Source organism: Mycobacterium sp. 23, assembly GCF_048287075.1.
GTDB lineage: Bacteria > Actinomycetota > Actinomycetes > Mycobacteriales > Mycobacteriaceae > Mycobacterium > Mycobacterium gordonae_B.
The window spans coordinates 2611077-2634523 of the sequence record NZ_JBLVUX010000005.1; the positions used below are offsets into that span (position 1 = coordinate 2611077).

Genomic DNA, 23447 nt, shown 5'->3' on the forward strand with positions numbered 1-23447 from the left:
CGCCAGCCTCCTCTTTCCTATTCGCGGGCTAACTTACCCGCAAGTCTCTGCAGTTCCGCATCCTTGGCCCGCACGGTCTCGGCCAGCTGATTCTGAAACGCGACGACGCGCGTCCGTAGTTCCGGATCAGAGGATCCGAGCATCCGCACCGCCAGTAGACCGGCGTTGCGCGCCCCACCGATCGACACCGTGGCCACCGGCACACCGGCCGGCATCTGCACGATCGACAGCAGCGAGTCCAGTCCGTCGAGCCGGGCCAAGGGTACCGGCACGCCGATGACCGGCAGTGGGGTCGCGGAGGCGACCATGCCCGGCAGGTGCGCTGCGCCGCCGGCCCCGGCGATGATCACCTCGATGCCCCGCTCGGCCGCCTGCCGCGCGTAGTCGAACATCACATCGGGGGTCCGGTGCGCTGACACCACCCGGACTTCGAAGGCGACGTCGAACTCGGCCAGTGCGACCGCGGCGTCCTGCATCACCGTCCAGTCGCTGTCGCTGCCCATGATCACGCCGACCCGGGGATTAGTCATGGTCATGTGGATCCCATCCGTCCGTCCACTGCCCGTGGGACAGCCAGTGTGCCGCGAGCTCGGCGCGTTCGCGCAGCTCGGCGAGGTCGTGCGGGCCGTCCGCGTGGGTGCCGAGGAAATTGATGTGCCCGACCTTGCGGCCGGGACGTTCGGTCTTGCCGTAGAGGTGCACGCGCGCGTCGGGCATCCGGGCGAACAGGTGGTGCAGGCGTTCGTCGATGCCCATCTCCGGGGCCTGCGCCGCGCCCAGCACGTTGGCCATCACCGTCACCGGCACCGTGGCGTCGGTGTCGCCCAGCGGGTAGTCCAGCACGGCCCGCAGGTGCTGCTCGAACTGGCTGGTGCGGGAACCGTCCATGGTCCAGTGCCCGGAGTTGTGCGGCCGCATCGCCAGCTCGTTGACTAGGAGGGGCCCAGCAGCGCTCCCCGTTGTCTCGAACAGTTCGACGGCCAGCACCCCGACCACGCCCAGCTCCGCGGCCAGCCGCAGCGCGAGCCGCTGGGCATCGGCGGCGACTTCCGGCGCCAGTTCCGGCGCCGGAGCGATCACCTGCACGCAGATACCGTCGCGCTGCACCGTCTCCACCACCGGCCACGCCGCGCCCTGGCCGAACGGCGAGCGGGCGACCAGCGCGGACAGTTCGCGACGCAGCGCCACCTGCTCCTCGACCAGCACCGATACCCCGCCGGCCAGATAGTCACCCGCGACTTCGCGGGCGTGGGCAAGATCACGCGTCATCTCGACGCCGCGGCCGTCGTAGCCGCCGCGGGCCGCCTTGACCACCAGCGGGCCACCGATCTCCGCCGCGAACCCGTCCAGCTCCCCAAGTGCGTCGGGGTCTTCGATGCCGAGGTAGCGCGGTACCGGGGCGCCCAGGGCCTGCAAACGCCGCCGCATGACCAGCTTGTCCTGCGCGTGCACCAGCGCTTCCGGCGGCGGCAGCACGTTGACGCCTTCAGCTGCCAGCTTCTCCAGCAATTCGGTGGGCACGTGCTCGTGGTCGAAGGTCAGCGCCGTGGCGCCGGCCGCGACCCGGCGCAGGTCCTCCAGGTCGGTATGGGAGCCGAGCACCACGTCGGGGGCGACCTGGGCGGCCGGCTCGTCGGCGGTGTTAGCCAGCACGCGCAGGCTCTGCCCGAGCGCAATGGCGGCCTGATGGGTCATCCTGGCCAGTTGGCCACCGCCGACCATGGCCACCAGCGGGGTACGGGGTCTCGGCACGGCCATCATGTTGTCACGGCACCTGACCGGCGTGTTTTCCGGCTCTCGTACCAAATCGTTATGTACCATTTTGCGCCGAATTCGAGATCGTCCGTAGACTGGCGTGCTGTGTCCTTTGCCGATGCCACAATTGCGCGCCTCCCCGGGGTGGTTCAACCCTTTGCGATGCGCCACCACGAGCTGATCAAATTTGCCATCGTCGGCGGCACCACATTCATCATCGACTCGGCGATTTTCTACACGCTGAAGCTCACAATTCTGGAATCGAAGCCGGTCACGGCGAAGGTCATCGCCGGGATCGTCGCGGTCATCGCCTCCTACGTGCTGAACCGGGAATGGAGCTTCCGGGACCGGGGCGGCCGTGAGCGCCACCACGAAGCGCTGCTGTTCTTCGCTTTCAGCGGCGTGGGCGTGCTGTTGAGCATGGCCCCGCTGTGGTTCTCCAGCTACGTTCTGCAACTGCGGGTGCCGAACGTGACCCTGACGATGGAGAACCTGGCCGACTTCCTGTCGGCGTACATCGTCGGCAACCTGCTGCAGATGGCGTTCCGGTTCTGGGCGTTCCGGCGCTGGGTGTTCCCCGACCAGTTCGCCCGCAACCCGGACAAGGCGCTGGAATCGGCGCTGACGGCCGGCGGAATCGCCGAGGTGTTCGAAGACGAGCTGGAAGGCGGGAACGTCACGCTGCTGAAGTCGTGGCGCAACCGGCGCGGCAAGGGGACCGGCCGGCTGGCAGCGCCCGGGTCAGCTCAGCTCGGTGACTCCTCCGAGCCCAGGGTGTCGAAGACTTCGTGATACAGCAGCGCGTGCACCTCGCGTAGCCGCGGAATGTTGTAGAACTCCAACGGATCCTGGGACGCCGACTCGATGATGAGCGTCCCGGTGCGGAACATCCGCTCGAAGATCTTGTCCCGGAACTCCACGCTGTTGATCCGGGCCAACGGGATGTCGATGCCGCTGCGGGTGAGCACCCCGTGGCGGTACATCACCCGCCGGTTGGTGACGACGAAGTGAGTGGTCAGCCAGGTCAGAAACGGCCACACCGTCAGCCAGCCGATGATGATCAGCCAGATACCCCAGATGACGCCCTGCAGGATGTTCTTGGTGAGCTGCGCCCACTGGGTCGAGTTCACGAAGCCCGAGCCGAGCGCCGCCAGGCCCGTCACCAGCAGCAACGTCAGGACCGGCAGGATCAGCCGCTTCCAGTGCGGGTGGCGGTGAATCACGACCTGCTCGCCGGCAGCCAGCGCGTTGTCGGGGTAGCCCATGTCGCGCGAGATTACCGCAGGTGCACCACATCGCCGGCGGAAATCACGACGGTCTCGCCGGACTTGGCGGCGTCGCTGTCCCAGGTTTCCAGGCACAGCCGGCCCTGGTCGTCGACGTCGCGGGCGATCCCGACGATCTGCCGGCCACCGGGGAGTTCGGCGCGCACGCGGGAGCCAAGGGTCAGGCTGCGGGCGCGGTAGTCGTTGGCCAGCTGGGGGTCGGCGCCGTCGGCGGCACGCCAGCCGGTGATCCGCTCCCCGAGTTCGCGCAGAATCCGGCAGACCAGGACGTCCCGTTCGGGCTGCGCGACGCCCTCGTCGCGCAGTGAGGTGGCCCCCGGCACTCCGGGTGGGGCCGCGGTGACGTTCAGGCCGATCCCGATCACCGCGAACGGCCGCGTGACCTCAGCCAGGATGCCGGCCAGTTTGCCGTGCCCGGCCAGCACGTCGTTGGGCCATTTGAGACCGGCTTCGACGGTGGTGGCGGTGGCCACCGCGTCGGCGACCGCCAGGCCGGTGGCCAGCGACAACCAGCCCCAGCCGGCGGTCGAGACGTCTTCGACCCGCACGCCCACCGACATGGTGATCTGCTCGCCGGGAGATGCCCATTGGCGGTCATGGCGCCCGCGTCCGGCGGTCTGGTGCTCGGCGATCAGCACCTGACCGTCGATGTCGGCCCCGGACGCGGCGCGCGCCAGCAGGTCGGCGTTCGTGGAACCGGTCTGCGCGACGACGTCCAGTCGCTTCCAGTAGGATGGCCCGCCGATCACGTGGGCCCGCAGGGCGGCCTCGTCGAGCGGGGTGAGCTGATCACTCATCGGTTCACCCTATCCAGCATGTCGGGATGGGCGTGGCCGATGCCGAATAGCCATCGCGTGTGAAACGTCGGCTTCGATTGTGCGTTCCGGGCGCAAAAATCGGCTCCGCACCGCCCTCCGTACACACGCAACGCCCTGGAAGCACACTCAACGCCCCAGCATGTCCCGCACAGCCAGGTAACTGAACAACATGCTGGTGCCGATCGGGTTGCCGCCGCCGGGGTAGGCGAGGCCGCTGGGAGCGGCCATCGTGTTGCCGGCCGCATACAGGCCGGGAATCGGCCGGGAATCGGTATCGAGCACCCGCGCGGCGGTGTCGGTGCGCAGCCCGCCCTTGGTGCCCAGGTCCGAGATGCCGAAGGCCGCGGCATGGAACGGCGGCGTGTCGACCGGCACCAGCGGTGAGGCGCCGCCGGAGAAAGCTCGGTCGAAGGCCTCGTCGCCGCGACCGAAATCCTCGTCCACCCCGGCGGCGGCGAAGTCGTTGAAACGGGCCACGGTGGCGGCCAGCCCCGCGCCCGGCACCCCGATCTTGGCGGCCAGCTCTTCGAGGGTGTCAGCCGTGTGCCACAGCCCGCCGTCGACGTACTTCTGCGTCTCGACGATGGAGACGTTGGCGGCCTTGACCGGCGGCCGTTCGCCCTCTTTGTCGTCGTAGATCATCCAGTACGGCAGGGTCAGCGAGCCGTCCTGCAACTGGGCGATGATCTCGCGGCCGGCCCGGTCGTAAGCCCGGGACTCGTTGACGAACCGGTTGCCGTCCTGGTTGACGAAGATGCCGCCGGTGAACCACAACGCGAAGGCGGAGCGGCCGTCGGGATGGGTCATGCCCGGCGACCACCACGCCTGATCCAGCAGGTCGGTGTCCGCACCCGCCGCGATCCCCGCCTGCAGCGCTCGGCCCTGGCTGCCCGGCCCGCCCATGGTGTCGCGCGCGACTCCGGGCACGCCGTAGCGTCTGCGCAGCTCATCGTTGCCCTCGAAACCGCCGGCGGCCAGCAGCACGCCGCGACGGGCGCGGATAGCCCTGCGCGTGCCCTCGCTCTCGACGATGGCGCCCTGAACGGCGCCGTCGGTGACGACGAGTTCGACGAGTGCGGTATCGCGCCGCAGCGACGCGTTGGGGTACTGGCCGATGGCCTTGAGGAAACGAGCGATCAGCGCCCGGCCGCCGATGTAGTAGTCGGGCGGGGTGGGCGCCCCGAGCCGGTCGGTGTCCAGCGGACCCCGGATGGCGTCGCGCAGCTCGGGGGCGGCGGCCACCTTCAGGGGCTTCGCCGCGATGTGGCGCTGGCCGTCGAGGCGGGCCTTCGGCGCCTTGCCGTAATAGTCCGGCCACGGCAGCGGCACGAACTTCAGGTCAGGGTCCTGCTCCAGATATTCGATCAGCGGGGCGCCGCCGCGGACGAAGGTTTCCTGCAGTTCGCGGGGCGTCCGGTCCCCTACGACGGCGTGGTAGTAGGTGAGCGCGTCCTCGATGGTGTCGTCTGTGCCGGCACGCTGCAGCACCGGATTGCAGGGAAACCACACTCCGCCGCCACCGGAGTACGCGGTGGTGCCTCCGAACCGGTCGGTCGCCTCGATGAGCAGCACGTCGAGACCTTCGCGGGCTGCGGTGTAGGCGCCGGTGACACCCCCTCCGCCGGACCCGGCGACCAGAACATCGTGCTCCTCTGACCAGTCCATCGCACCAGGGCCACCCATGACCGGAGACTACTTAAGGGCTGCTTAAGGACCGGGCAGGGGGCTGCCGATAACATCGACTCCCATGACAAGCGTTGCGGACCACACGGCGGAACCCGCTGCCGAGCACACCATCGACATCCACACGACGGCGGGCAAGCTCGCCGAACTGCACAAGCGCCGGGAAGAGTCGCTGCATCCGGTCGGTGAGGCCGCCGTCGACAAGGTGCATGCCAAGGGCAAGCTGACGGCCCGCGAGCGCATCACCGCGCTGCTCGACGAGGACTCGTTCGTCGAGCTGGACGCGCTGGCTAAGCACCGCAGCACCAACTTCGGCCTGGAGAAGAACCGTCCGGTCGGCGACGGTGTGGTCACCGGTTACGGCACCATCGACGGGCGCGACGTGTGCATCTTCAGCCAGGACGCCACCGTGTTCGGCGGCAGCCTGGGTGAGGTCTACGGCGAGAAGATCGTCAAGGTGCAGGACCTGGCCATCAAGACGGGCCGGCCCCTGATCGGCATCAACGACGGCGCCGGCGCCCGCATCCAGGAAGGCGTCGTCTCCCTGGGCCTGTACAGCCGCATCTTCCGCAACAACATCCTGGCTTCCGGCGTCATCCCGCAGATCTCGCTGATCATGGGCGCCGCGGCCGGCGGGCATGTCTACTCCCCCGCCCTGACCGACTTCGTGATCATGGTCGACCAGACCAGCCAGATGTTCATCACCGGGCCCGACGTCATCAAGACCGTCACCGGCGAAGACGTCACCATGGAAGAACTCGGCGGCGCCCACACGCACATGGCCAAGTCCGGCACGCTGCACTATGTCGCGTCCGGGGAACAGGATGCCTTCGACTGGGTCCGTGACCTGCTGAGCTACCTGCCGCCCAACAACGCCACCGATGCCCCCCGCGAGCCGTTCCCGGTGCCCGTCGGCGCGATCGAGGACAACCTCACCGACGAGGACATCGAACTGGACACGCTGATCCCGGACTCGCCCAATCAGCCCTACGACATCCACGAAGTGATCACCCGCATCCTCGACGACGACGAGTTCCTGGAGATCCAGGCGGGTTACGCGCAGAACATCGTGGTCGGGTTCGGCCGCATCGACGGCCGGCCGGTCGGGCTGGTGGCCAACCAGCCCACCCAGTTCGCGGGCTGCCTGGACATCAACGCCTCGGAGAAGGCCGCCCGGTTCGTCCGGACCTGCGACTGCTTCAACATCCCGATCGTCATGCTGGTGGACGTGCCGGGCTTCCTGCCGGGCACCGGCCAGGAATACAACGGCATCATCCGCCGCGGTGCCAAGCTGCTGTACGCCTACGGCGAGGCGACCGTGCCGAAGATCACCGTCATCACCCGCAAGGCCTACGGCGGCGCCTACTGCGTCATGGGTTCCAAGGACATGGGTTGCGACGTGAACCTGGCGTGGCCGACCGCGCAGATCGCGGTGATGGGCGCCTCGGGTGCCGTCGGATTCGTCTACCGGCAGAAGCTGGCCGAGGCGGCGAAGAACGGCGAGGACGTGGACGCGCTGCGGCTGGAGTTGCAGCAGGAGTACGAGGACACGCTGGTCAACCCTTATATCGCCGCCGAGCGCGGATACGTCGACGCGGTGATCCCGCCGTCGCACACCCGCGGCTACATCGGGACGGCGCTGCGGCTGCTGGAACGCAAGATCGCGCAGCTGCCGCCGAAGAAGCATGGGAACATTCCCCTGTGAGTCGAGCGAGCGGAGTGAGCGACGTGAGCGACGCGAGTGACATGAGCGACGTGACCGACGGCACCGAGGCGCCGCACCCGCACGAGCCGCACCTCCAGGTCCTGCGGGGGCACCCCACCGACCAGGAGCTCGCCGCCCTGGTCGCCGTCCTGGGCACCATCGGCCACGCACCCGAGCCGGCCCCGCCCGAGCCGTCCCGCTGGGGCCTGCCGGTGGACAAGTTGCGCTACCCGGTCTACAGCTGGCAGCGCATCACCCTGCAGGAAATGACACACATGCGCCAATGACGCGGCTGGTGCTCGGGTCGGCCTCCGCCGGCCGGCTCAAAGTGCTGCGTCAGGCCGGCGTCGACCCGCTGGTGCGGGTCTCCGGCATCGACGAGGACGCGCTGATCGCGGCCCTGGGACCCGCAGCGCCTGCCGACGAGGTGGTCTGCGCGCTGGCGCGCGCCAAGGCCGAACACGTGACGGCCACGCTCGAGGAGCGCGAGGTGACCGCCGATTGCGTCGTCCTCGGCTGCGATTCGATGCTCTACCTGGACGGCCAGTTGTGCGGCAAGCCGGCCTCCACCGAGGAGGCCCGCCGGCAGTGGCGGTCGATGGCCGGGCGCGCCGGGCAATTGCACACCGGGCACTGCGTGATTCGTCTGCAGGACCACGGCGTCGCTCGGGTGGAGGCGCAAACATCGGTCACCACGGTGCATTTCGGCTCGCCGACGGATTCCGACCTCGAGGCTTACCTGGCCAGCGGGGAGCCGTTGCGGGTCGCCGGAGCGTTCACCGTGGACGGCCTGGGCGGGTGGTTCATCGACGGCGTCGACGGCGATCCGTCGACCGTGATCGGCGTAAGCCTGCCGCTGCTGCGCTCGCTGCTGGCTCGGTGCGGTCTGTCGGTCGCCGACGTGTGGGCGGGAAATGTCGCCCCCCGTCCTAACCTGGTCCACCATGGCCACCTGGACCGAGTTCACCGCGCAGGCAACGCAGATCGCCGCCACCTTCATCCGTCGTCACCGGGCCGCGCGCAATTTGTGCATGCTGGCCACGCTGCGCTCGGACGGCTTCCCGCGGATCAGCCCGATGGAGCCGCGGATATTCGAGGACACGCTGTGGATCACCGGCATGCCGGACACTACGAAATACCGTGACCTGCAACGGGACCCAAGGTTGTGCCTGCACACCGCGACGGTCGACACCGAGGTCACCGACGGCGACGCGAAGCTGTGGGGCCGGGCCTACACGGTGCCCTACGGCGATCACATCAGCGCTTCGCCGACGCATTGTTCGACGACATAGGCCTGGATCTGCGCGGCCAAAAGTTCGACCTCATCGGCGTCGACCTCACCGGGGCGTCGGCGGTCCACGTCAGCGACGGCCACCTGGACGTCACCATCTGGAAGCCGGGACAGGCCGAGCGGGTGGTGCGCAAGCACTGAGTAGGCTTTGAAACGTGCCGCTTCCACCCGATCCCAGCCCCACCCTGCAGGCCTACGCCCATCCTGAACGGCTCGTCACCGCCGACTGGCTGTCCGCCCACCTGGGCTCGCCTGGTCTGGCGATCGTCGAATCCGACGAGGACGTGTTGCTCTACGACGTCGGCCACATCCCCGGCGCCGTCAAGATCGACTGGCACACCGACCTCAATGACCCGCGCGTCCGCGACTACATCAACGGCGAGCAGTTCGCCGCGCTGATGGACAGCAAGGGCATCGCCCGCGACGACACCGTGGTGATTTACGGGGACAAGAGCAACTGGTGGGCGGCCTACGCGTTGTGGGTCTTCACCTTGTTCGGTCACCCCGATGTGCGGTTGCTCAACGGTGGACGTGATCTCTGGCTGTCCGAGCGGCGCGACACCACGCTGGACGTCCCCCACCGAACCTCGTCCGGTTACCCGGTCGTACAGCGCAACGACGCACCGATCCGCGCCTACAAGGACGACGTGCTGCAGGCCCTGGGCAGCGAGCCGCTGATCGACGTGCGCTCCCCCGACGAATACACCGGTAAGCGCACCCATATGCCCGACTACCCCGAGGAGGGGGCGCTGCGCGCCGGCCACATCCCCACCGCGCGCTCCATCCCGTGGGGCAAGGCGGCCGATGAGAACGGGCGATTTCGCAGCCGCGAGGAGTTGGACGAGCTGTACGGGTTCCTCGAGCCCGACGACAAGACAATCGTCTACTGCCGTATCGGCGAGCGATCCAGCCACACCTGGTTCGTGCTGACCCATCTGCTGGGCAAGCCGGGCGTGCGCAACTACGACGGCTCGTGGACCGAGTGGGGCAACACCGTGCGGGTGCCGATCGTCGCGGGGTCCGACCCCGGAGCCGTCGCCGGCTGATGAGCATGCCGGCGCCCCTGGCGGAAGTGGTGTCCGACTTCGCCGAGGTCCAGGGCCAGGACAAGTTGCAGCTGCTACTGGAGTTCGCCAACGAGCTTCCCCAGTTGCCGCCCGATCTGGCCGAGGCGGCGATGGAGCCGGTCCCCGAGTGTCAGTCGCCGCTGTTTCTGCATGTCGACGCCAGCGACCCGCAGCGGGTGCGACTGCACTTCAGCGCTCCCGCCGAAGCACCCACTACCCGCGGATTTGCCGCCATCCTGGCGGCGGGGCTGGACGAGCAACCGGCCGCCGCGATCCTGGCGGTGCCGGAGGATTTCTACACAGAACTCGGTCTGGCCGCTCTGATCAGCCCACTTCGGCTGCGCGGCATGTCGGCGATGCTGACGCGAATCAAGAGGCGGCTGCGCGAAGGCGCCTGAATAGGGAACCGCCTGCCCGGGTCCGCGGCGCGCCGCATAAACTTCCCCCGACAAGACTTGTAAGAAAATCTCTTAAAGAGAAATCTCTTCCAGAGACTCCCAGAAGACGTCGATACAGGAGGCGCCAGTGCCCAGTCACGCCAGCTCGAGGATCTCCAAAGTTCTGGTCGCAAACCGCGGTGAGATCGCGGTCCGGGTCATCCGGGCGGCCCGGGACGCCGGACTGGCCAGCGTGGCTGTTTACGCCGAACCCGACGCCGAGGCGCCACACGTCAGCCTCGCCGACGAGGCGTTCGCGCTGGGCGGGCAGACCTCGGCCGAGTCCTACCTGGACTTCGGCAAGCTACTGGATGCGGCCGCCAAGTCCGGCGCCAACGCCGTGCACCCTGGCTACGGCTTCCTCTCGGAGAACGCCGACTTCGCCCAGGCGGTGATCGACGCCGGGCTGATCTGGATCGGGCCCAGCCCGCAGTCGATCCGCGACCTCGGCGACAAGGTCACCGCCCGCCATATCGCCGCGCGCGCCCAGGCCCCGCTGGTGCCCGGCACGCCGGATCCGGTCAAGGACGCCGACGAGGTGGTGGCCTTCGCGCAGGAGTACGGCGTGCCGATCGCCATCAAGGCCGCGTTCGGCGGGGGTGGACGCGGCATGAAGGTGGCCCGCACCATCGAGGAGATCCCCGAGCTGTTCGAGTCGGCCACGCGTGAGGCCGTCGCCGCCTTCGGTCGCGGCGAGTGCTTCGTGGAGCGCTACCTCGACAAGCCCCGCCACGTCGAGGCGCAGGTGATCGCCGACCAGCACGGCAACGTCATCGTGGCCGGCACCCGCGACTGCTCGCTGCAGCGCCGCTTCCAGAAGCTGGTCGAGGAGGCGCCGGCGCCGTTCCTGACCGACGCGCAGCGCAAGGAGATCCACGAATCGGCCAAGCGGATCTGCAAAGAGGCGCACTACTACGGCGCCGGGACCGTCGAGTACCTGGTGGGCCAGGACGGCCTGATCTCCTTCCTCGAGGTCAACACCCGTCTGCAGGTCGAGCACCCGGTCACCGAGGAGACCGCGGGCATCGACCTGGTGCTGCAGCAGTTCAAGATCGCCAACGGCGAGAAGCTGGACATCACCGAGGACCCGACGCCCCGTGGCCACGCGATCGAGTTCCGGATCAACGGCGAAGACGCCGGACGCGGCTTCCTGCCCGCCCCCGGCCCGGTCACCAAGTTCCACCCGCCGAGCGGCCCAGGTGTCCGGCTGGACTCCGGCGTCGAGACCGGCTCGGTGATCGGCGGCCAGTTCGACTCGATGCTGGCCAAGCTGATCGTGTACGGCGCCGACCGTCACGAGGCCCTGGCGCGCGCCCGTCGTGCCCTGGACGAGTTCCAGGTCGAGGGGCTGGCAACGGTGATCCCGTTCCACCGCGCCGTGGTCTCCGACCCGGCGTTCATCGGTGACGACGACGGCTTCACCGTCCACACCCGATGGATCGAGACCGAGTGGGACAACACCATTGAGCCCTTCACCGGCGGGGAACCCATCGATGAGGAAGAGAGTCGGCCACGGCACAAGGTGGTTGTCGAGGTCGACGGCCGCCGGGTCGAGGTTTCGCTGCCCGGGGATTTGGCGCTGTCCAATGGCGCGCCCGACGCCGTGGGGGTGGTGCGCCGCAAGCCCAAGCCGCGCAAGCGGGGTGCGCACTCCGGTGCAACGGCCTCCGGTGACGCGGTGACGGCACCGATGCAGGGCACCGTCGTGAAGGTCGCCGTGGAGGAAGGCCAGGAGGTCGCCGCCGGAGACCTGGTGGTGGTCCTGGAGGCCATGAAGATGGAGAACCCGGTCACCGCGCACAAGGACGGTGTGATCACCGGCCTGGCCGTGGAACCCGGTGCCGCCATCACCCAGGGCACGGTGCTCGCCGAGATCAAGTAGCCGGGGCGCGCTGGGTGTGCGTCCACCGCGTTGGGTGTGCGCTCACCGCGTTGGGTGTGCGCTCACCACGGCCGACACGCCGGCGGGCGCGCAGTGGCCGCACACTCAAGGCCGCGGCGGTCGCCTGGCTGGCCTTTCTGTGAATCCGGCGCCTTCGTTTGTCGGCCTTACGCATCGCGGGTAGGGTCGTAAATAGGTTGAGTTCACAGCCCCCCGGAAACAACGTCCGGTAGGTGCGATTTCTAAAAGCGGCATCTCGCCCACTTGATGTGATCCACAGCAACGACCACCGTCGACTGATGGAGTTCACAAATGTCTATATCCCAAACCTGGCTGAAATGCGAAAACGCCGAGTTCACCGCCCAGTGGGAACACGGTTCGGGCACGGTCAGCGCGTACGGCGAGCTTGATGCCGCCAACGCTGACCTGCTCGCCGAATACGTCGCGCGCTGCATCAAGCACTGCCGCTGGCTGACACTGGACCTGACCGGCCTGAAATTCATTGGCACAGCCGGTTTTTCGGCTTTGCACCGGATCAATGTGGGCTGCTCGGGAGCCGATGTGCGGTGGGCGATGGTGCCCAGTCTGGCCGTGTCCCGGCTACTACGCATCTGCGACCCGGATGGCGTGCTGCCGGTCACCGAGCCGAAGCGGTCCGCGCAGTCGCGGCTACTCCAACTGATCCCGGAGTCGAGCTAGCGATTTCGCCAGCAACCGGGACACGTGCATCTGCGAGATGCCCACCCGCTCGGCGATCTGCGTCTGCGTCATCGACTCGAAGAACCGCAGCACCAACACCATTCGTTCCCGCTCCGGCAGCGCCTCCAGCAATGGGCGTAGCGCCTCGCGGTTCTCGATGCGATCCAGGCCCTGATCGACGTCGCCCAGGGTGTCGGCGATGGCGCGCGCGTCGTCGTCTTCATTGCCGCCCCCACTGTCGATGGACAGCGTGTTGTAGGAGCTGCCGGCAACCAGGCCCTCGACCACCTCGGCGCGGTCCATACCCAGCTCGGCGGCGAGTTCGGTCGCGGTGGGCGCCCGGCCCAGTCGCTGCGACAACTCGGCGGTGGCGGTGCCCAGCCGGAGGTGCAGTTCCTTGAGCCGGCGCGGAACCTTGACCGACCAGCTGTTGTCGCGGAAGTGACGACGGACCTCGCCCATGATGGTGGGCACCGCGAAAGAGACGAAATCCGAACCGGTTTCGACGTCGAAGCGGACGACGGCATTGACCAGACCGACGCGTGCGACCTGGATCAGGTCATCGCGTGGCTCGCCACGCCCCTCGAACCGCCGAGCGATGTGATCGGCCAGCGGCAGGCAGCGCTCCACGATCTTGTCCTGGTGGCGCTGGAAGTCCGCCGAGCCGGCGGTGAAGCCGGCCAGCTCGCGGAACATGTCCGGGACATCGGCGTATTCGTTGGGACGCGAATTGGAACCGCCGGCAGTTTGCTCTGTCAACTGGCAGTCACTTACTGGGGGCCGCCCGTCGCGCGGTCAACGAGATGCCGAAGACACTGCCCGCTGCATCGGGTTCGCGACCGTCATGGAAAGTCTGGACATCGTCGGCCAGGGAGGTCAGGACATGCCAGCTGAAGCTGCCCGGCGCCACCACGTCGTGGGTGTCGCAGGCCGCGGAGGCCTCGACCACGAGCTCGTCGTCCCGCGGGTCCACCACCAGGGTCAGGATCGCACCGGGTGTGGCCGAACGGATCAGACGCGTGCACGCTTCGTCGACCGCCAGCCGCAGGTCCGCCACGGCGTCGAAATCCAGGTCTTCGAAGGTGCCGATGGCACCGACCAACGTGCGCAGCATGGCCAGGTTCTCCAGGCGTGCAGCAACGTTCAATTCGACGGCGCGGTATCCGCGTTGGCGCCCGTCAGCGCGCTGATCCGCATCGGTCATCTGGCCTCCCGGCAATATTCGGCCGACACTACTCCTGGCAGGGGTTCCGGCAGGGGCGCCGGATTGCGGCCCGCCGTGGACCAAGGGGTCGAGCCGGTTGGTCATGATCGCCACCGGGTATCTAACCAGTTGCGGGCGACGCAGGCATAACCGGCACGGCCCTGGTTGCGATAAGGGTTTGTGTCGGTGTCGTCGTGATTCTGTGCCCCATGATGGGGTGACCACGCTAACGCAGAATTGCCGGTACTCATCATGGTGCAAACTTGATACCCAGTTGTCGGTACGTAAAAACGCCGCCGACCTGGTTTCCTGCTGTGACCTTCCCGACCCGGCCGCACGGCGGGCCCGGGCAGACAATCCGTTAGCTCGCCAGCCTCTGACGCTGAACTTCCGGGTGCTGGGCGTACCAGCGGTCGGCGATCCTGCGGATCCGCGCGTGCTCGACGGCCAGCCAGAGGGCGCCGATCACCGCGACGACGGCCGCCGCGATGCCTGAGGTCACGCCCTGCGAGTGGTGTCCGGTGGCGAAGGCCGCAAGCGAGCCGACACCGCCGATGATCCCGGCCACCACCAGGAAGTACCCCGGCCAGTGCAGGACGTCGATCAACGATTCGCCGGCGAGTGGCCGCGTCGTCCGCAAGTGGTCGACGGGGTCACGAAATGTGTCCCCCATGACTCCTCCTCATTCCATTCCGAAGAGCCTGTGCAACGGGCTCTACAACTAACGGTAGAACTCCTGGAACGGGATTGGGAGGCCGCAGACCTGGCAAATTTGGGGCAGTGCAGACGTCAGAGAGCCAACGCCAGGGCCGGGCCGGCGATGTGCGGCGCGCTCATCGACAGTGTCACCAGCATCAAGGTCAGCAGGAACCACCCCGCGCCGTGCCAGCCCCACCAGGTGCCCTGGTCCCGCCATACCCGGTAGGTGCGCAGGAAAGCCCACAACCCGGCGATCAGCAGAATCAGCGGACCACCGAACGCGAGGATGCCCCGCTCGGGCGGACCGCAGGCCACGGTGTCCGCGCTGCCCCCTCCGCAGGTGCTGACCCACAGGGCCGCTATCACCACGAAACCCGCCGCGGCGGCGGTGGCCAGGGCGGCGAAGCGGATGGCGGCGTGGACTTCGCTGTCGTCCTGATTTGCGCGATCGCCGCGTATTCTCTCGTCTGCTGTACGCATCGGAGCACCTCTGTATCTCGCCAATCGCTCGCGGCAGCTGCCGGTTTTCGTTAACCGCGACGCGTTTTCGTCCAATACCCCGCGCGCCCGCTGGGCAAACCGGCTGTAGTCCGTGTCGGGCCCATTTCACAGCCCCGACCGGCGCCGGAAGACGAACGAAATCCGGCGGATCCATCCGCCGTGGCGGTCTTCATATCCACCGTGAGTAATATCTGTCCTTATGGCGACAGCCAGGAGGCGGTTATCCCCTGAGGATCGACGCGCCGAACTGCTCGCTCTGGGGGCGGAAGTCTTCGGTAAGCGACCCTACGACGAGGTGCGGATCGACGAGATTGCCGAGCGCGCCGGTGTTTCGCGTGCGCTCATGTACCACTACTTCCCTGACAAGCGGGCGTTCTTCGCCGCGGTGGTCAAGGACGAAGCGGACCGGCTCTACGCGGCGACCAACACCCAGCCTTCCCCGGGCATGACGATGTTCGAGGAGATCCGGATGGGCGTGCTGGCCTACATGGCCTACCACGAACAGAATCCGGAGGCCGCCTGGGCGGCATACGTGGGACTCGGCCGCTCCGACCCGGTCCTGCTCGGCATCGACGACGAGGCCAAGAACCGCCAGATGCAACACATCATGACCCGCATCGCGGAAGTGGTGGGTGGCATACCCGGACAGGCGGCGCTGGAGGCCGAGGTCGAACGCGACCTGCGGGTCATCCTGAATGGCTGGCTGGCGTTCACCTTCGAAACCTGCCGGCAGCGGATCATGGATCAGACGCTGGAAGCCGACCGGCTCGCCGACGCCTGCGCGCACACGCTGCTGGACGCGATCGCCCGCGTCAAAGACATCCCGCCTCAGCTGGCCGAGGCGATGGCGACCGCACGGTTCAAGCCGCAGGTTTAGTCACTTGTCGGTGCCCCTTGGCACCATGGCAAGGTGAGCAGTTTTTCGCCCGAGCCGGGTCTGACGCGATTCAGCGCGATCACCCGTGACTGGTTCGCCAGCACCTTCGCCGCGCCCACCACCGCGCAGGCGCAGGCGTGGACGGCGATCGCCAACGGCGACAACACGCTCGTCATCGCCCCGACCGGCTCGGGCAAGACGCTGGCCGCTTTCCTGTGGGCACTCGATAGCCTGGCGGCTGCGCCGGATCGGCCGCGCGGCACCCGGGTGCTGTATGTGTCGCCGCTCAAAGCGCTCGCGGTGGACGTCGAACGCAACCTGCGCACTCCCCTGGCCGGGCTGACCCGACTCGCGCAGGCTCGCGGTCTGCCCGCGCCCGAGATCAGCGTGGGCGTCCGGTCCGGAGACACTCCGCCGGCGCTGCGCCGCCAGCTCATCAACTCACCGCCCGACGTGCTGATCACCACCCCCGAGTCGCTGTTCCTGATGCTGACCTCAGCGGCCCGCGAGACCCTGGCCGGCGTACAGACGGTCATCGTCGACGAAATCCACGCCATCGCGGCCACCAAGCGAGGCGCGCATCTTGCGCTCTCGCTGGAAAGGCTCGACGAACTGCGCGAGGGGCGGGGAGCCCAGCGCATCGGACTGTCGGCCACCGTGCGCCCCCCGGAGGAGCTGGCCCGGTTCCTGTCCGGGCAGTCCCCCACCACCATCGTGGCGCCGCCGTCGGCCAAGACGGTCGAGCTGTCGGTGCAGGTGCCGGTGCCCGACATGGCCAACCTGGCCAACAACTCCATCTGGCCCGATGTCGAGGCGCGCCTGGTCGACCTGATCGAATCGCACAACTCGACGATCGTGTTCGCCAACTCCCGGCGGCTGGCCGAGCGACTTACCGCACGGCTCAACGAGATTCACGCGGAGCGCGCCGGAGTCGAGCTGCCGACGGGAGGCAACACACAGGTGGCCGGCGGCGCCCCGGCCTACGTGATGGGCAGCGGACAGAGCTTCGGCGCGCCCACGTTGCTGGCCCGCGCGCACCACGGGTCGGTCAGCAAGGAACAGCGCGCGATCGTCGAGGAGGACCTCAAAAGCGGGCAGCTCAAAGCGGTCGTCGCGACCTCGAGCCTCGAGTTGGGCATCGACATGGGCGCGGTCGATCTGGTGATCCAGGTGGAGGCACCGCCGTCGGTGGCCAGCGGCCTGCAGCGGATCGGGCGCGCCGGCCACCAGGTCGGTGAGGTGTCGCGCGGTGTGTTGTTCCCGAAGCACCGCACCGACCTGATCGGCTGTGCGGTGAGCGTGCAGCGGATGCTCACCGGGCAGATCGAGACCATGCGGGTGCCGGCCAACCCGCTCGACATCCTGGCCCAGCACACCGTGGCCGCCGCCGCGCTGGAGCCCCTGGATGCCGACCGCTGGTTCGACACCGTGCGGCGCAGCGCGCCGTTCGCGACGTTGCCGCGCAGCGTGTTCGAGGCGACGCTGGACCTGCTGTCCGGCAAGTACCCGTCGACCGACTTCGCCGAGCTGCGGCCGCGGCTGGTGTACGACCGCGATAGCGGCACGCTCACCGCCCGGCCCGGCGCCCAACGGCTGGCCGTCACCTCCGGCGGCGCCATTCCCGACCGCGGGCTGTTCACCGTCTACCTCGCCACCGATTCCGAAAAGCCCTCGCGGGTAGGCGAACTCGATGAAGAGATGGTCTACGAGTCGCGACCCGGCGACGTCATCTCGCTGGGTGCCACCAGTTGGCGCATCGTGGAGATCACCCACGACCGGGTGCTCGTCGTACCCGCGCCCGGGCAGCCCGCGCGGTTGCCGTTCTGGCGCGGCGACGACGCGGGCCGCCCCGCCGAGCTCGGCGCCGCGCTCGGCGCGCTCACCGGCGAGCTGGCCGCCCTCACCCGCGACGAATTCGACAAGCGCTGTGCGGGTTGGGGTTTCGACGAATACGCGCGCGACAACCTGTGGGGTCTGCTGGACGAGCAACGGACCGCGACCCAGGTGGTCCCCACCGATATGACGTTGCTGGTGGAGCGGTTCCGGGACGAGCTGGGCGACTGGCGGGTCGTACTGCACTCGCCCTACGGGCTGCAGGTGCACGGCCCGCTCGCTCTGGCGGTCGGCCGGCGGCTGCGGGAACGCTACGGCCTCGACGAGAAGCCGACCGCATCCGACGACGGGATCGTGGTGCGGCTGCCCGATACCGGCTTTTCCACCGACGGCGATAGCCCGCCCGGCGCCGAGCTGTTCGTGTTCGACCCCGACGAGATCGACCCGATCGTCACCGCGGAAGTAGGCGAGTCCGCGCTGTTCGCTTCGCGGTTCCGGGAGTCGGCCGCCCGGGCCCTGCTGCTGCCCCGACGCCATCCCGGACGCCGTTCGCCGTTGTGGCAGCAGCGACAACGCGCCGCGCAGCTGTTGGCGGTCGCGCGCAAGTATCCCGACTTCCCGATCGTGCTCGAGACCATCCGCGAATGTCTGCAGGACGTCTACGACGTGCCGACTTTGACCAACCTGATGGCGCAGATCGGCCAGCGCAAGATGCGGGTGGTCGAGGTCGAGACGCCCCGTCCGTCCCCGTTCGCCGCGTCGCTGCTGTTCGGCTACGTCGGCGCGTTCATGTACGAGGGCGACGTGCCGCTGGCTGAGCGGCGGGCGGCGGCTCTGTCGCTGGACAGCTCCCTGCTGGCCGAACTGCTCGGCCGCGTCGAACTGCGCGAGCTGCTCGACCCCGACGTCATCGCCGGCACCGGGCGCCAGCTGCAGCACCTCTCCTCCGATCGGGCCGCGCGGGATGCCGAGGGCGTCGCCGACCTGCTCCGGCTACTGGGCCCGCTGACCGAGGAGGAAGTGGCAGCGCGGGCAAGCGCCGCGGACGTCGGGGGCTGGCTGGAAGGTCTGCGCGCCGCCCGGCGGGCGCTGACCGTGTCGTTCGCCGGGCGCAGCTGGTGGGTTGCCGTCGAGGACATCGGCCGGCTGCGCGACGGGGTCGGGGCGGCGGTCCCGGTGGGACTGCCGGCGGCGTTCACCGAATCGGTGGCCGATCCGCTGGGCGAGCTGCTCGGCCGCTACGCGCGCACCCACACACCGTTCACCACCGCCGAAGCGGCTGGCCGCTTCGGCCTGGGCTTGCGGGTGACCGCCGACGTGCTGGGCCGCCTGGCTGCGGACGGCCGCCTGGTGCGCGGGGAGTTCGTCGCCGCGCCCACCGGTGGCCCGGGATCCGAGCAGTGGTGCGACGCCGACGTGCTGCGGATTCTGCGGCGCCGTTCGCTGGCCGCGCTGCGCGCCCAGGTCGAGCCGGTCAGCACCGCCGCCTACGGGCGTTTCCTGCCGGCCTGGCATCAGGTGGGGACCTCCGAAACCGGGGTGGACCGGCTGGCGGCCGTGATAGACCAGTTGGCCGGGGTGCGGATACCTGCGTCGGCGCTGGAGCCGCTGGTGCTGGCGCCGCGCGTGCGCGACTACTCCCCCGCCATGCTCGACGAGTTGCTCGCCACCGGCGAGGTCACCTGGTCGGGCGCGGGGTCGATCTCGGGCAGCGACGGCTGGGTCGCGCTGCACCCCGCAGACTCCGCGCCGCTGACACTGTCCACGGCCGCCGAGATCGAGTTCACCGACGTGCACCGGGGCATCCTGGACGCGCTGTCCGGTGGCGGCGCGTACTTCTTCCGTCAGCTCGCCGGCGCCGGCGGCTCCGAGGCTGAGTTGAAGGCGGCACTCTGGGAGCTCGTCTGGGCCGGTTGGGTCACCGGCGACACGTTCGCTCCGGTGCGCGCGCTGCTGGGTGGCAGCACAGGCCCGCGTAAACGCTCGGCGCCCTCACACCGCAGCCAGCGGGCGCCGCGACTGAGCCGCTACAGCGTCGCGCACGCGCAGGTCCGCTCCGCCGACCCGACGGTGGCCGGGCGGTGGTCGGCGTTGCCCGCGCCGGAGCCGGACTCCACGCTGCGGGCACATTTCCAGGCCGAGCTGCTGTTGAACCGGCACGGGGTGCTGACCAAGGGCGCCGTGGCCGCCGAGGGCGTACCGGGCGGGTTCGCCACGCTGTACAAGGTGCTCAGCGGTTTCGAAGATGCCGGGCGCTGCCAGCGCGGCTATTTCGTCGAGTCACTGGGCGGTGCGCAGTTCGCCGTCGCCTCGACGGTGGACCGGCTGCGCAGCTACCTCGACGGCATCGACCCGCAACGTCCGGACTACCGCGCCGTCGTCCTGGCGGCAACCGACCCGGCCAACCCCTACGGCGCGGCGCTGCCCTGGCCCACTTTGCAGGCCGAGGGGTCGGCGCGGCCGGGCCGCAAGGCCGGGGCGCTGGTGGTGCTGGTGGACGGCGAGCTGTGCTGGTTCTCCGAACGCGGCGGACGGTCGCTGCTCACATTCGCCGACGACCCGGATGCCAACCGCGCGGCGGCCATGGCGCTGGCCGAACTCGTTTCGGCCCGACGGGTGGCGTCCCTGCTGGTCGAGCGGGCCAACGGGGTGTCGGTGCTGACGCCAGACGGGCCGGCCGCGGTCGCGCTGGACGCGCTGGTCCTGGCCGGTTTCTCCCGGACGCCGCGCGGGTTGCGGCTGAGGTAACCATGCCCGAAGGCGACACCGTCTGGCACACCGCGGCCAATCTGCGCGAGCACCTGGTCGGTCGCACCCTCACCCGCTGCGACGTCCGGGTGCCCAAGTTCGCCACCGTGGACCTCACCGGGCAGGTGGTGGACGAGGTCGTCAGCAGGGGCAAGCATCTGTTCATCAGGGTCGGGCCGGCCAGCATCCACTCCCACCTGAAGATGGACGGCAGCTGGCGGGTCGGCCGTCAGCGGGTGGATCACCGGGCACGAATCATCTTGGAAGCCGGTGATATTCGTGCCGTCGGAATCGATCTGGGTGTGCTAGAGATACTCGAGCGCGAGCACGACGGTGTCGTCGTCGCGCATCTGGGCCCGGACCTCCTCGGCCCGGACTGGGACCCTCAACTCGCCGCCGCCAACCTGATGGCCGAGCCGGATCGCCCCATCGCCGCCGCGTTGCTGGACCAGCGCGTCATGGCCGGGGTCGGCAATGTCTACAGCAACGAGTTGTGTTTCATCAGCGGGCATCTGCCGACCGCGCCGGTGCGCGCCATCGCCGATCCGCTACGACTGGTCTCGCGAGCGCGGGAGATGTTGTGGGCCAACCGCTCTCGCCGCAACCGCACCACCACCGGCGACACCCGGGCCGGCCGGCAGGTCTGGGTGTACGGGCGGGCGGGGCAATCGTGCCGGCGGTGCGGTACCCCCATCGCCTACGACGGTGACGCCGAGCGGGTGCAGTACTGGTGCCCGTCCTGCCAGCGGTAGGGCTGCGCTCAGTCGCGGCCGTGTGTCAGGAAGAACTCGGCGATGACCTGGGAGCCGTCGAACACTCGGGTGGTGGCCCCGATGACCGTCTTCGGCAGGTACTGTTTGCCGCCCGGCCACGTGTGCCCGCCCTTCTCGATCTGGTACAGGATCACTTCGGTGCCGTCCGCGCACCCTTCCGAGTCGTACCGGCGCACCACCGTCCCGTCGTTGACCGGAGGCAGATCCTCGATCGTCGGCGGGCCCTGGCAACGGTCGACGGCCCGCCACCGGTCGAGCAGGCTGTTGACCGAGATGGAGTGGCTCAGCCCGCCTCGACCACGGACGTCACCGCCGTTGTAGGGGACCACGGGATCGCCGGTGCCGTGCGCGTCCAGCACCGACACCGGCCGCGACGGGTTGCACGACACGCCGACGCCCAGGGTGCCTGAGATCGGCGCGATCGCCGCGAACACATCGGCACGCTCGCAGGCCAGTCGATTGGACATGAAGCCGCCGTTGGACATGCCGGTGGCGAAGACGTGCCCGGGAGGGACCTTGAAATCGTCGCGCAGCTTGGTGACCAGTGAGACCAGGAAACCGACGTCGTCGAGACGTTTGCGGTCGGCCGGCGCCGCGCCCCGGCCGTCGCCCCAGCTCTTGTCGTAGCCGTCGGGGTAGACCACCAGCAGGCCGTTGGCATCGGCGACGGAGTCGAAATCGGTCAGGCCGCGCTGACCCGCGCCGGTGCCGCCGCCGCCGTGCAGATTGAGCACCAGCCCGACCGGCGGACCCGGCGGCACGTGTACCAGATAGGTCCGGTTCAGGCCGCCATAGGGGAATATCCCCGCCTGATCCCGCGCCCGGGCCGCCGCAACCTGCCGCTCACCGCACCCGACCAGGCAGGCGAGTAGAACGGCCAGCAAGAGCAGTCGCGCCCAGGGCATGCCGTCAAACGTACCGACTTTGCTCACCCCGCTGAGGGGGGACGGGTCATGAAGGTGCCCTTGAGCTCCAAGCCCATCGCGAGGTCCTCGTACTTCTGTTCCTTGCGCTTCTTCCAGCCGCTGCCCGCCGAGGGTGTGATCGGCGGCGCCATCAGCGGCGGCAGCATCGAAAAGTCCGAGCCGGCATCCCCGGCGGGCAGCGGCGACGCCGCCGACGCGAGCTGCACCGGCATGTGCGCGCCGGTCAGCACCGCGGTGGCGGCCGGCGGGGCGGACAGGCTTCCCATCGAAACGGCGACGCCCATCGCTGCCGCCGGTTCTGCCGAACCCAGCGCCGTGGTCGCGCTCGTGAGTGATCCGATGGCCGACTCGCCCTCCGAGAGGCCCTCGGCGATGTCGGGGGCGACCGACTGCAACGCCTGTGCCGACGAGAACTGCGCGAAGTAACTCAGCATGTTGATCGGGAATCCGGACGAGATGAACTGGTTGGCATAGGTATTGGCCAATCCGAACCAGCCCTGGTTGGGGTCGAAGGTGACACCGATCGCCTGCAGCAGCGTGTCGACCGGGGACACCGGCGGCGCAACCGCGTCGGCCGGCGCCGCCGCAGCGGCGGCATTGGCCAGCGCCGTCGAGACGTTGCTCGACGTCGCCTGGGCCGTCGCCGTCTGCACCGCCTCTGCCTGAGCCGCCGGTCCCTCCGGCGTGGTGATCGACGGCGGGGAGGTGAAGACCGGCAGCTGCAGGGCCTGCGCCGAGGCCGCCTGGTAGCGATACATGGCCGAGGCGTTGCTGACCCACATGCGTTCGTACTGCGCCTCGGTTTCGGCGATAGCCGCGACATTCTTGCCCAGCCCGTTGGTCGCGAGTAACCGCGCCAACTGGGCACGGTTGGCAGCCACTACCGACGGATGCACGACAGCGGACTGCACCACCCCGAACGCGCCCGCGGCGGCCTGCGCCGCAGACCCCAGTGCCAGACACTGTTGTGCGGTACCGCCCAGCCAGGTGAGGTAGGTGCCGACCGCTTCGATCATGGCTGTGGACGCCGGGCCGTTCCAGGCCTCGGCCACCGCCCCGAGCACCGGAGAATAGGCGCGAATCGACTCCTCCAAGTCGTAACCGAGCCGTTGCCACGCATACGAGGCATCGAGCAGCGGTTCCCCGCCGGGCCCCGAGTGGATCAGCGCCGAGGTGACCTCGGGCGGCAGGCCGATGAAATCCATGCCTTACACAATGTCAACTCAGGTAAATTTTTGCGAAACATTGCGTTGTCTTCGAGAG

At 68.8% G+C, this 23447-nt stretch carries 20 protein-coding genes and 3 pseudogenes; 12 read left to right on the forward strand and 11 right to left on the reverse strand.

All coding sequences use genetic code 11. The features are described 5' to 3' along the window. Nucleotides 1–17 precede the first annotated feature (17 nt). Complete coding sequence (gene purE, locus ACNQS7_RS13360; RefSeq protein WP_418012905.1) at nt 18–536, reverse strand: 5-(carboxyamino)imidazole ribonucleotide mutase; 519 nt, start codon at nt 534–536, stop codon at nt 18–20. Then, entirely contained in the window at nt 523–1761 is a 1239-nt protein-coding gene (locus tag ACNQS7_RS13365) for a 5-(carboxyamino)imidazole ribonucleotide synthase (RefSeq protein WP_418012906.1), read from the reverse strand. The genes purE and ACNQS7_RS13365 overlap by 14 nt, the downstream gene beginning before the upstream one ends. Before the next feature lie 99 nt (nt 1762–1860). Here ACNQS7_RS13365 and ACNQS7_RS13370 point away from each other — a divergent pair, with 99 nt between their 5' ends. Beyond that, complete coding sequence (locus ACNQS7_RS13370) at nt 1861–2547, forward strand: GtrA family protein (RefSeq protein ID WP_055576733.1); 687 nt, start codon at nt 1861–1863, stop codon at nt 2545–2547. Here the strand turns inward: ACNQS7_RS13370 and ACNQS7_RS13375 are convergent. The 3 genes from ACNQS7_RS13375 to ACNQS7_RS13385 form a co-directional block, all read right to left on the reverse strand. Further along, the gene (locus ACNQS7_RS13375) at nt 2502–3020 is read right to left on the reverse strand and encodes a PH domain-containing protein (protein WP_055576732.1); all 519 of its coding nucleotides are present in this window, start codon (nt 3018–3020) and stop codon (nt 2502–2504) included. The two genes, ACNQS7_RS13370 and ACNQS7_RS13375, sit on opposite strands and share 46 nt — an antisense overlap. A gap of 11 nt (nt 3021–3031) precedes the next feature. After that, nucleotides 3032–3838, reverse strand: coding sequence for a biotin--[acetyl-CoA-carboxylase] ligase (locus ACNQS7_RS13380; RefSeq protein ID WP_418012907.1), 807 nt, complete (start codon nt 3836–3838; stop codon nt 3032–3034). 147 nt (nt 3839–3985) lie between these two features. Further along, nucleotides 3986–5542: an FAD-binding protein gene (locus ACNQS7_RS13385; protein ID WP_418012908.1), complete on the reverse strand. Its 1557-nt coding sequence runs from the start codon at nt 5540–5542 to the stop codon at nt 3986–3988. Between the two features lie 64 nt (nt 5543–5606). Between ACNQS7_RS13385 and ACNQS7_RS13390 the strand changes: the two genes are divergently transcribed. From ACNQS7_RS13390 to ACNQS7_RS13425, 8 genes and pseudogenes are all read left to right on the forward strand, one after another. Then, nucleotides 5607–7247, forward strand: coding sequence for an acyl-CoA carboxylase subunit beta (locus ACNQS7_RS13390; protein ID WP_418012909.1), 1641 nt, complete (start codon nt 5607–5609; stop codon nt 7245–7247). Further along, nucleotides 7238–7534: pseudogene (locus tag ACNQS7_RS13395) on the forward strand (acyl-CoA carboxylase subunit epsilon); the annotation flags it as partial. The gene ACNQS7_RS13390 and the pseudogene ACNQS7_RS13395, both read left to right, overlap by 10 nt. Next, a pseudogene (locus ACNQS7_RS13400) lies at nt 7531–8163 on the forward strand (Maf family protein); the annotation flags it as partial. The pseudogenes ACNQS7_RS13395 and ACNQS7_RS13400, both read left to right, overlap by 4 nt. A gap of 28 nt (nt 8164–8191) precedes the next feature. Further along, nucleotides 8192–8679 (forward strand): annotated as a pseudogene (locus ACNQS7_RS13405) (pyridoxamine 5'-phosphate oxidase family protein). A 14-nt stretch (nt 8680–8693) separates the two neighbouring features. Then, nucleotides 8694–9584 (forward strand): sulfurtransferase, encoded by an 891-nt coding sequence (locus ACNQS7_RS13410; protein WP_418012910.1) that lies wholly within the window; start codon nt 8694–8696, stop codon nt 9582–9584. Beyond that, nucleotides 9584–10003: a SufE family protein gene (locus tag ACNQS7_RS13415; protein ID WP_418012911.1), complete on the forward strand. Its 420-nt coding sequence runs from the start codon at nt 9584–9586 to the stop codon at nt 10001–10003. The genes ACNQS7_RS13410 and ACNQS7_RS13415 overlap by 1 nt, the downstream gene beginning before the upstream one ends. 127 nt (nt 10004–10130) lie before the next feature. Then, nucleotides 10131–11924, forward strand: a complete 1794-nt coding sequence (locus ACNQS7_RS13420) for an acetyl/propionyl/methylcrotonyl-CoA carboxylase subunit alpha (protein ID WP_418012912.1) — start codon at nt 10131–10133, stop codon at nt 11922–11924. A gap of 312 nt (nt 11925–12236) precedes the next feature. Further along, a complete protein-coding gene (locus ACNQS7_RS13425; protein ID WP_418012913.1) occupies nt 12237–12623 on the forward strand; it encodes an STAS domain-containing protein in 387 nt (128 codons plus the stop codon). Here ACNQS7_RS13425 and ACNQS7_RS13430 read toward each other — a convergent pair. The 4 genes from ACNQS7_RS13430 to ACNQS7_RS13445 all read right to left on the reverse strand — a co-directional run bounded on the left by ACNQS7_RS13430 (nt 12594) and on the right by ACNQS7_RS13445 (nt 15006). Next, the gene (locus ACNQS7_RS13430) at nt 12594–13382 is read right to left on the reverse strand and encodes an RNA polymerase sigma factor SigF (RefSeq protein ID WP_418012914.1); all 789 of its coding nucleotides are present in this window, start codon (nt 13380–13382) and stop codon (nt 12594–12596) included. The genes ACNQS7_RS13425 and ACNQS7_RS13430 overlap by 30 nt on opposite strands. A 7-nt stretch (nt 13383–13389) precedes the next feature. Then, nucleotides 13390–13827 (reverse strand): ATP-binding protein, encoded by a 438-nt coding sequence (locus ACNQS7_RS13435; protein WP_310784277.1) that lies wholly within the window; start codon nt 13825–13827, stop codon nt 13390–13392. A 361-nt stretch (nt 13828–14188) separates the two neighbouring features. Then, nucleotides 14189–14500, reverse strand: coding sequence for a protein UsfY (gene usfY / locus ACNQS7_RS13440; protein ID WP_055579345.1), 312 nt, complete (start codon nt 14498–14500; stop codon nt 14189–14191). Nucleotides 14501–14616: 116 nt separating this feature from the next. After that, nucleotides 14617–15006, reverse strand: coding sequence for a hypothetical protein (locus tag ACNQS7_RS13445; RefSeq protein WP_418012915.1), 390 nt, complete (start codon nt 15004–15006; stop codon nt 14617–14619). Between the two features lie 220 nt (nt 15007–15226). Here ACNQS7_RS13445 and ACNQS7_RS13450 point away from each other — a divergent pair, with 220 nt between their 5' ends. From ACNQS7_RS13450 to nei2, 3 genes are read left to right on the forward strand one after another with little or no spacing between them, the layout of a single operon-like run. Continuing rightward, the gene (locus ACNQS7_RS13450) at nt 15227–15904 is read left to right on the forward strand and encodes a TetR/AcrR family transcriptional regulator (protein WP_055579343.1); all 678 of its coding nucleotides are present in this window, start codon (nt 15227–15229) and stop codon (nt 15902–15904) included. A 33-nt stretch (nt 15905–15937) separates the two neighbouring features. Then, nucleotides 15938–20485 carry an ATP-dependent helicase gene (locus tag ACNQS7_RS13455; protein ID WP_418012916.1) on the forward strand — a complete coding sequence of 1516 codons (4548 nt, stop codon included), beginning with the start codon at nt 15938–15940 and terminating at the stop codon, nt 20483–20485. A 2-nt stretch (nt 20486–20487) separates the two neighbouring features. After that, nucleotides 20488–21237 (forward strand): endonuclease VIII Nei2, encoded by a 750-nt coding sequence (gene nei2 / locus ACNQS7_RS13460; protein WP_418012917.1) that lies wholly within the window; start codon nt 20488–20490, stop codon nt 21235–21237. A gap of 8 nt (nt 21238–21245) precedes the next feature. Here nei2 and ACNQS7_RS13465 read toward each other — a convergent pair whose 3' ends face one another. Together ACNQS7_RS13465 and ACNQS7_RS13470 are read right to left on the reverse strand one after the other, a co-directional pair. Continuing rightward, entirely contained in the window at nt 21246–22163 is a 918-nt protein-coding gene (locus tag ACNQS7_RS13465) for an alpha/beta hydrolase family esterase (protein ID WP_418012918.1), read from the reverse strand. Between the two features lie 23 nt (nt 22164–22186). After that, nucleotides 22187–23389 (reverse strand): PPE family protein, encoded by a 1203-nt coding sequence (locus ACNQS7_RS13470; RefSeq protein WP_418012919.1) that lies wholly within the window; start codon nt 23387–23389, stop codon nt 22187–22189. Nucleotides 23390–23447 lie beyond the last annotated feature (58 nt).

What these genes read in the sequence shown, in the direction of transcription:
- purE (WP_418012905.1), bottom strand. Translation starts at nt 536, where the DNA reads ATGACCATGACTAATCCCCGGGTCGGCGTGATCATGGGCAGCGACAGC.
- ACNQS7_RS13365 (WP_418012906.1), bottom strand. Translation starts at nt 1,761, where the DNA reads ATGATGGCCGTGCCGAGACCCCGTACCCCGCTGGTGGCCATGGTCGGC.
- ACNQS7_RS13375 (WP_055576732.1), bottom strand. Translation starts at nt 3,020, where the DNA reads ATGGGCTACCCCGACAACGCGCTGGCTGCCGGCGAGCAGGTCGTGATT.
- ACNQS7_RS13380 (WP_418012907.1), bottom strand. Translation starts at nt 3,838, where the DNA reads ATGAGTGATCAGCTCACCCCGCTCGACGAGGCCGCCCTGCGGGCCCAC.
- ACNQS7_RS13385 (WP_418012908.1), bottom strand. Translation starts at nt 5,542, where the DNA reads ATGGGTGGCCCTGGTGCGATGGACTGGTCAGAGGAGCACGATGTTCTG.
- ACNQS7_RS13390 (WP_418012909.1), top strand. Translation starts at nt 5,607, where the DNA reads ATGACAAGCGTTGCGGACCACACGGCGGAACCCGCTGCCGAGCACACC.
- ACNQS7_RS13415 (WP_418012911.1), top strand. Translation starts at nt 9,584, where the DNA reads ATGAGCATGCCGGCGCCCCTGGCGGAAGTGGTGTCCGACTTCGCCGAG.
- ACNQS7_RS13425 (WP_418012913.1), top strand. Translation starts at nt 12,237, where the DNA reads ATGTCTATATCCCAAACCTGGCTGAAATGCGAAAACGCCGAGTTCACC.
- ACNQS7_RS13435 (WP_310784277.1), bottom strand. Translation starts at nt 13,827, where the DNA reads ATGACCGATGCGGATCAGCGCGCTGACGGGCGCCAACGCGGATACCGC.
- usfY (WP_055579345.1), bottom strand. Translation starts at nt 14,500, where the DNA reads ATGGGGGACACATTTCGTGACCCCGTCGACCACTTGCGGACGACGCGG.
- ACNQS7_RS13445 (WP_418012915.1), bottom strand. Translation starts at nt 15,006, where the DNA reads ATGCGTACAGCAGACGAGAGAATACGCGGCGATCGCGCAAATCAGGAC.
- ACNQS7_RS13450 (WP_055579343.1), top strand. Translation starts at nt 15,227, where the DNA reads ATGGCGACAGCCAGGAGGCGGTTATCCCCTGAGGATCGACGCGCCGAA.
- nei2 (WP_418012917.1), top strand. Translation starts at nt 20,488, where the DNA reads ATGCCCGAAGGCGACACCGTCTGGCACACCGCGGCCAATCTGCGCGAG.
- ACNQS7_RS13465 (WP_418012918.1), bottom strand. Translation starts at nt 22,163, where the DNA reads ATGCCCTGGGCGCGACTGCTCTTGCTGGCCGTTCTACTCGCCTGCCTG.
- ACNQS7_RS13470 (WP_418012919.1), bottom strand. Translation starts at nt 23,389, where the DNA reads ATGGATTTCATCGGCCTGCCGCCCGAGGTCACCTCGGCGCTGATCCAC.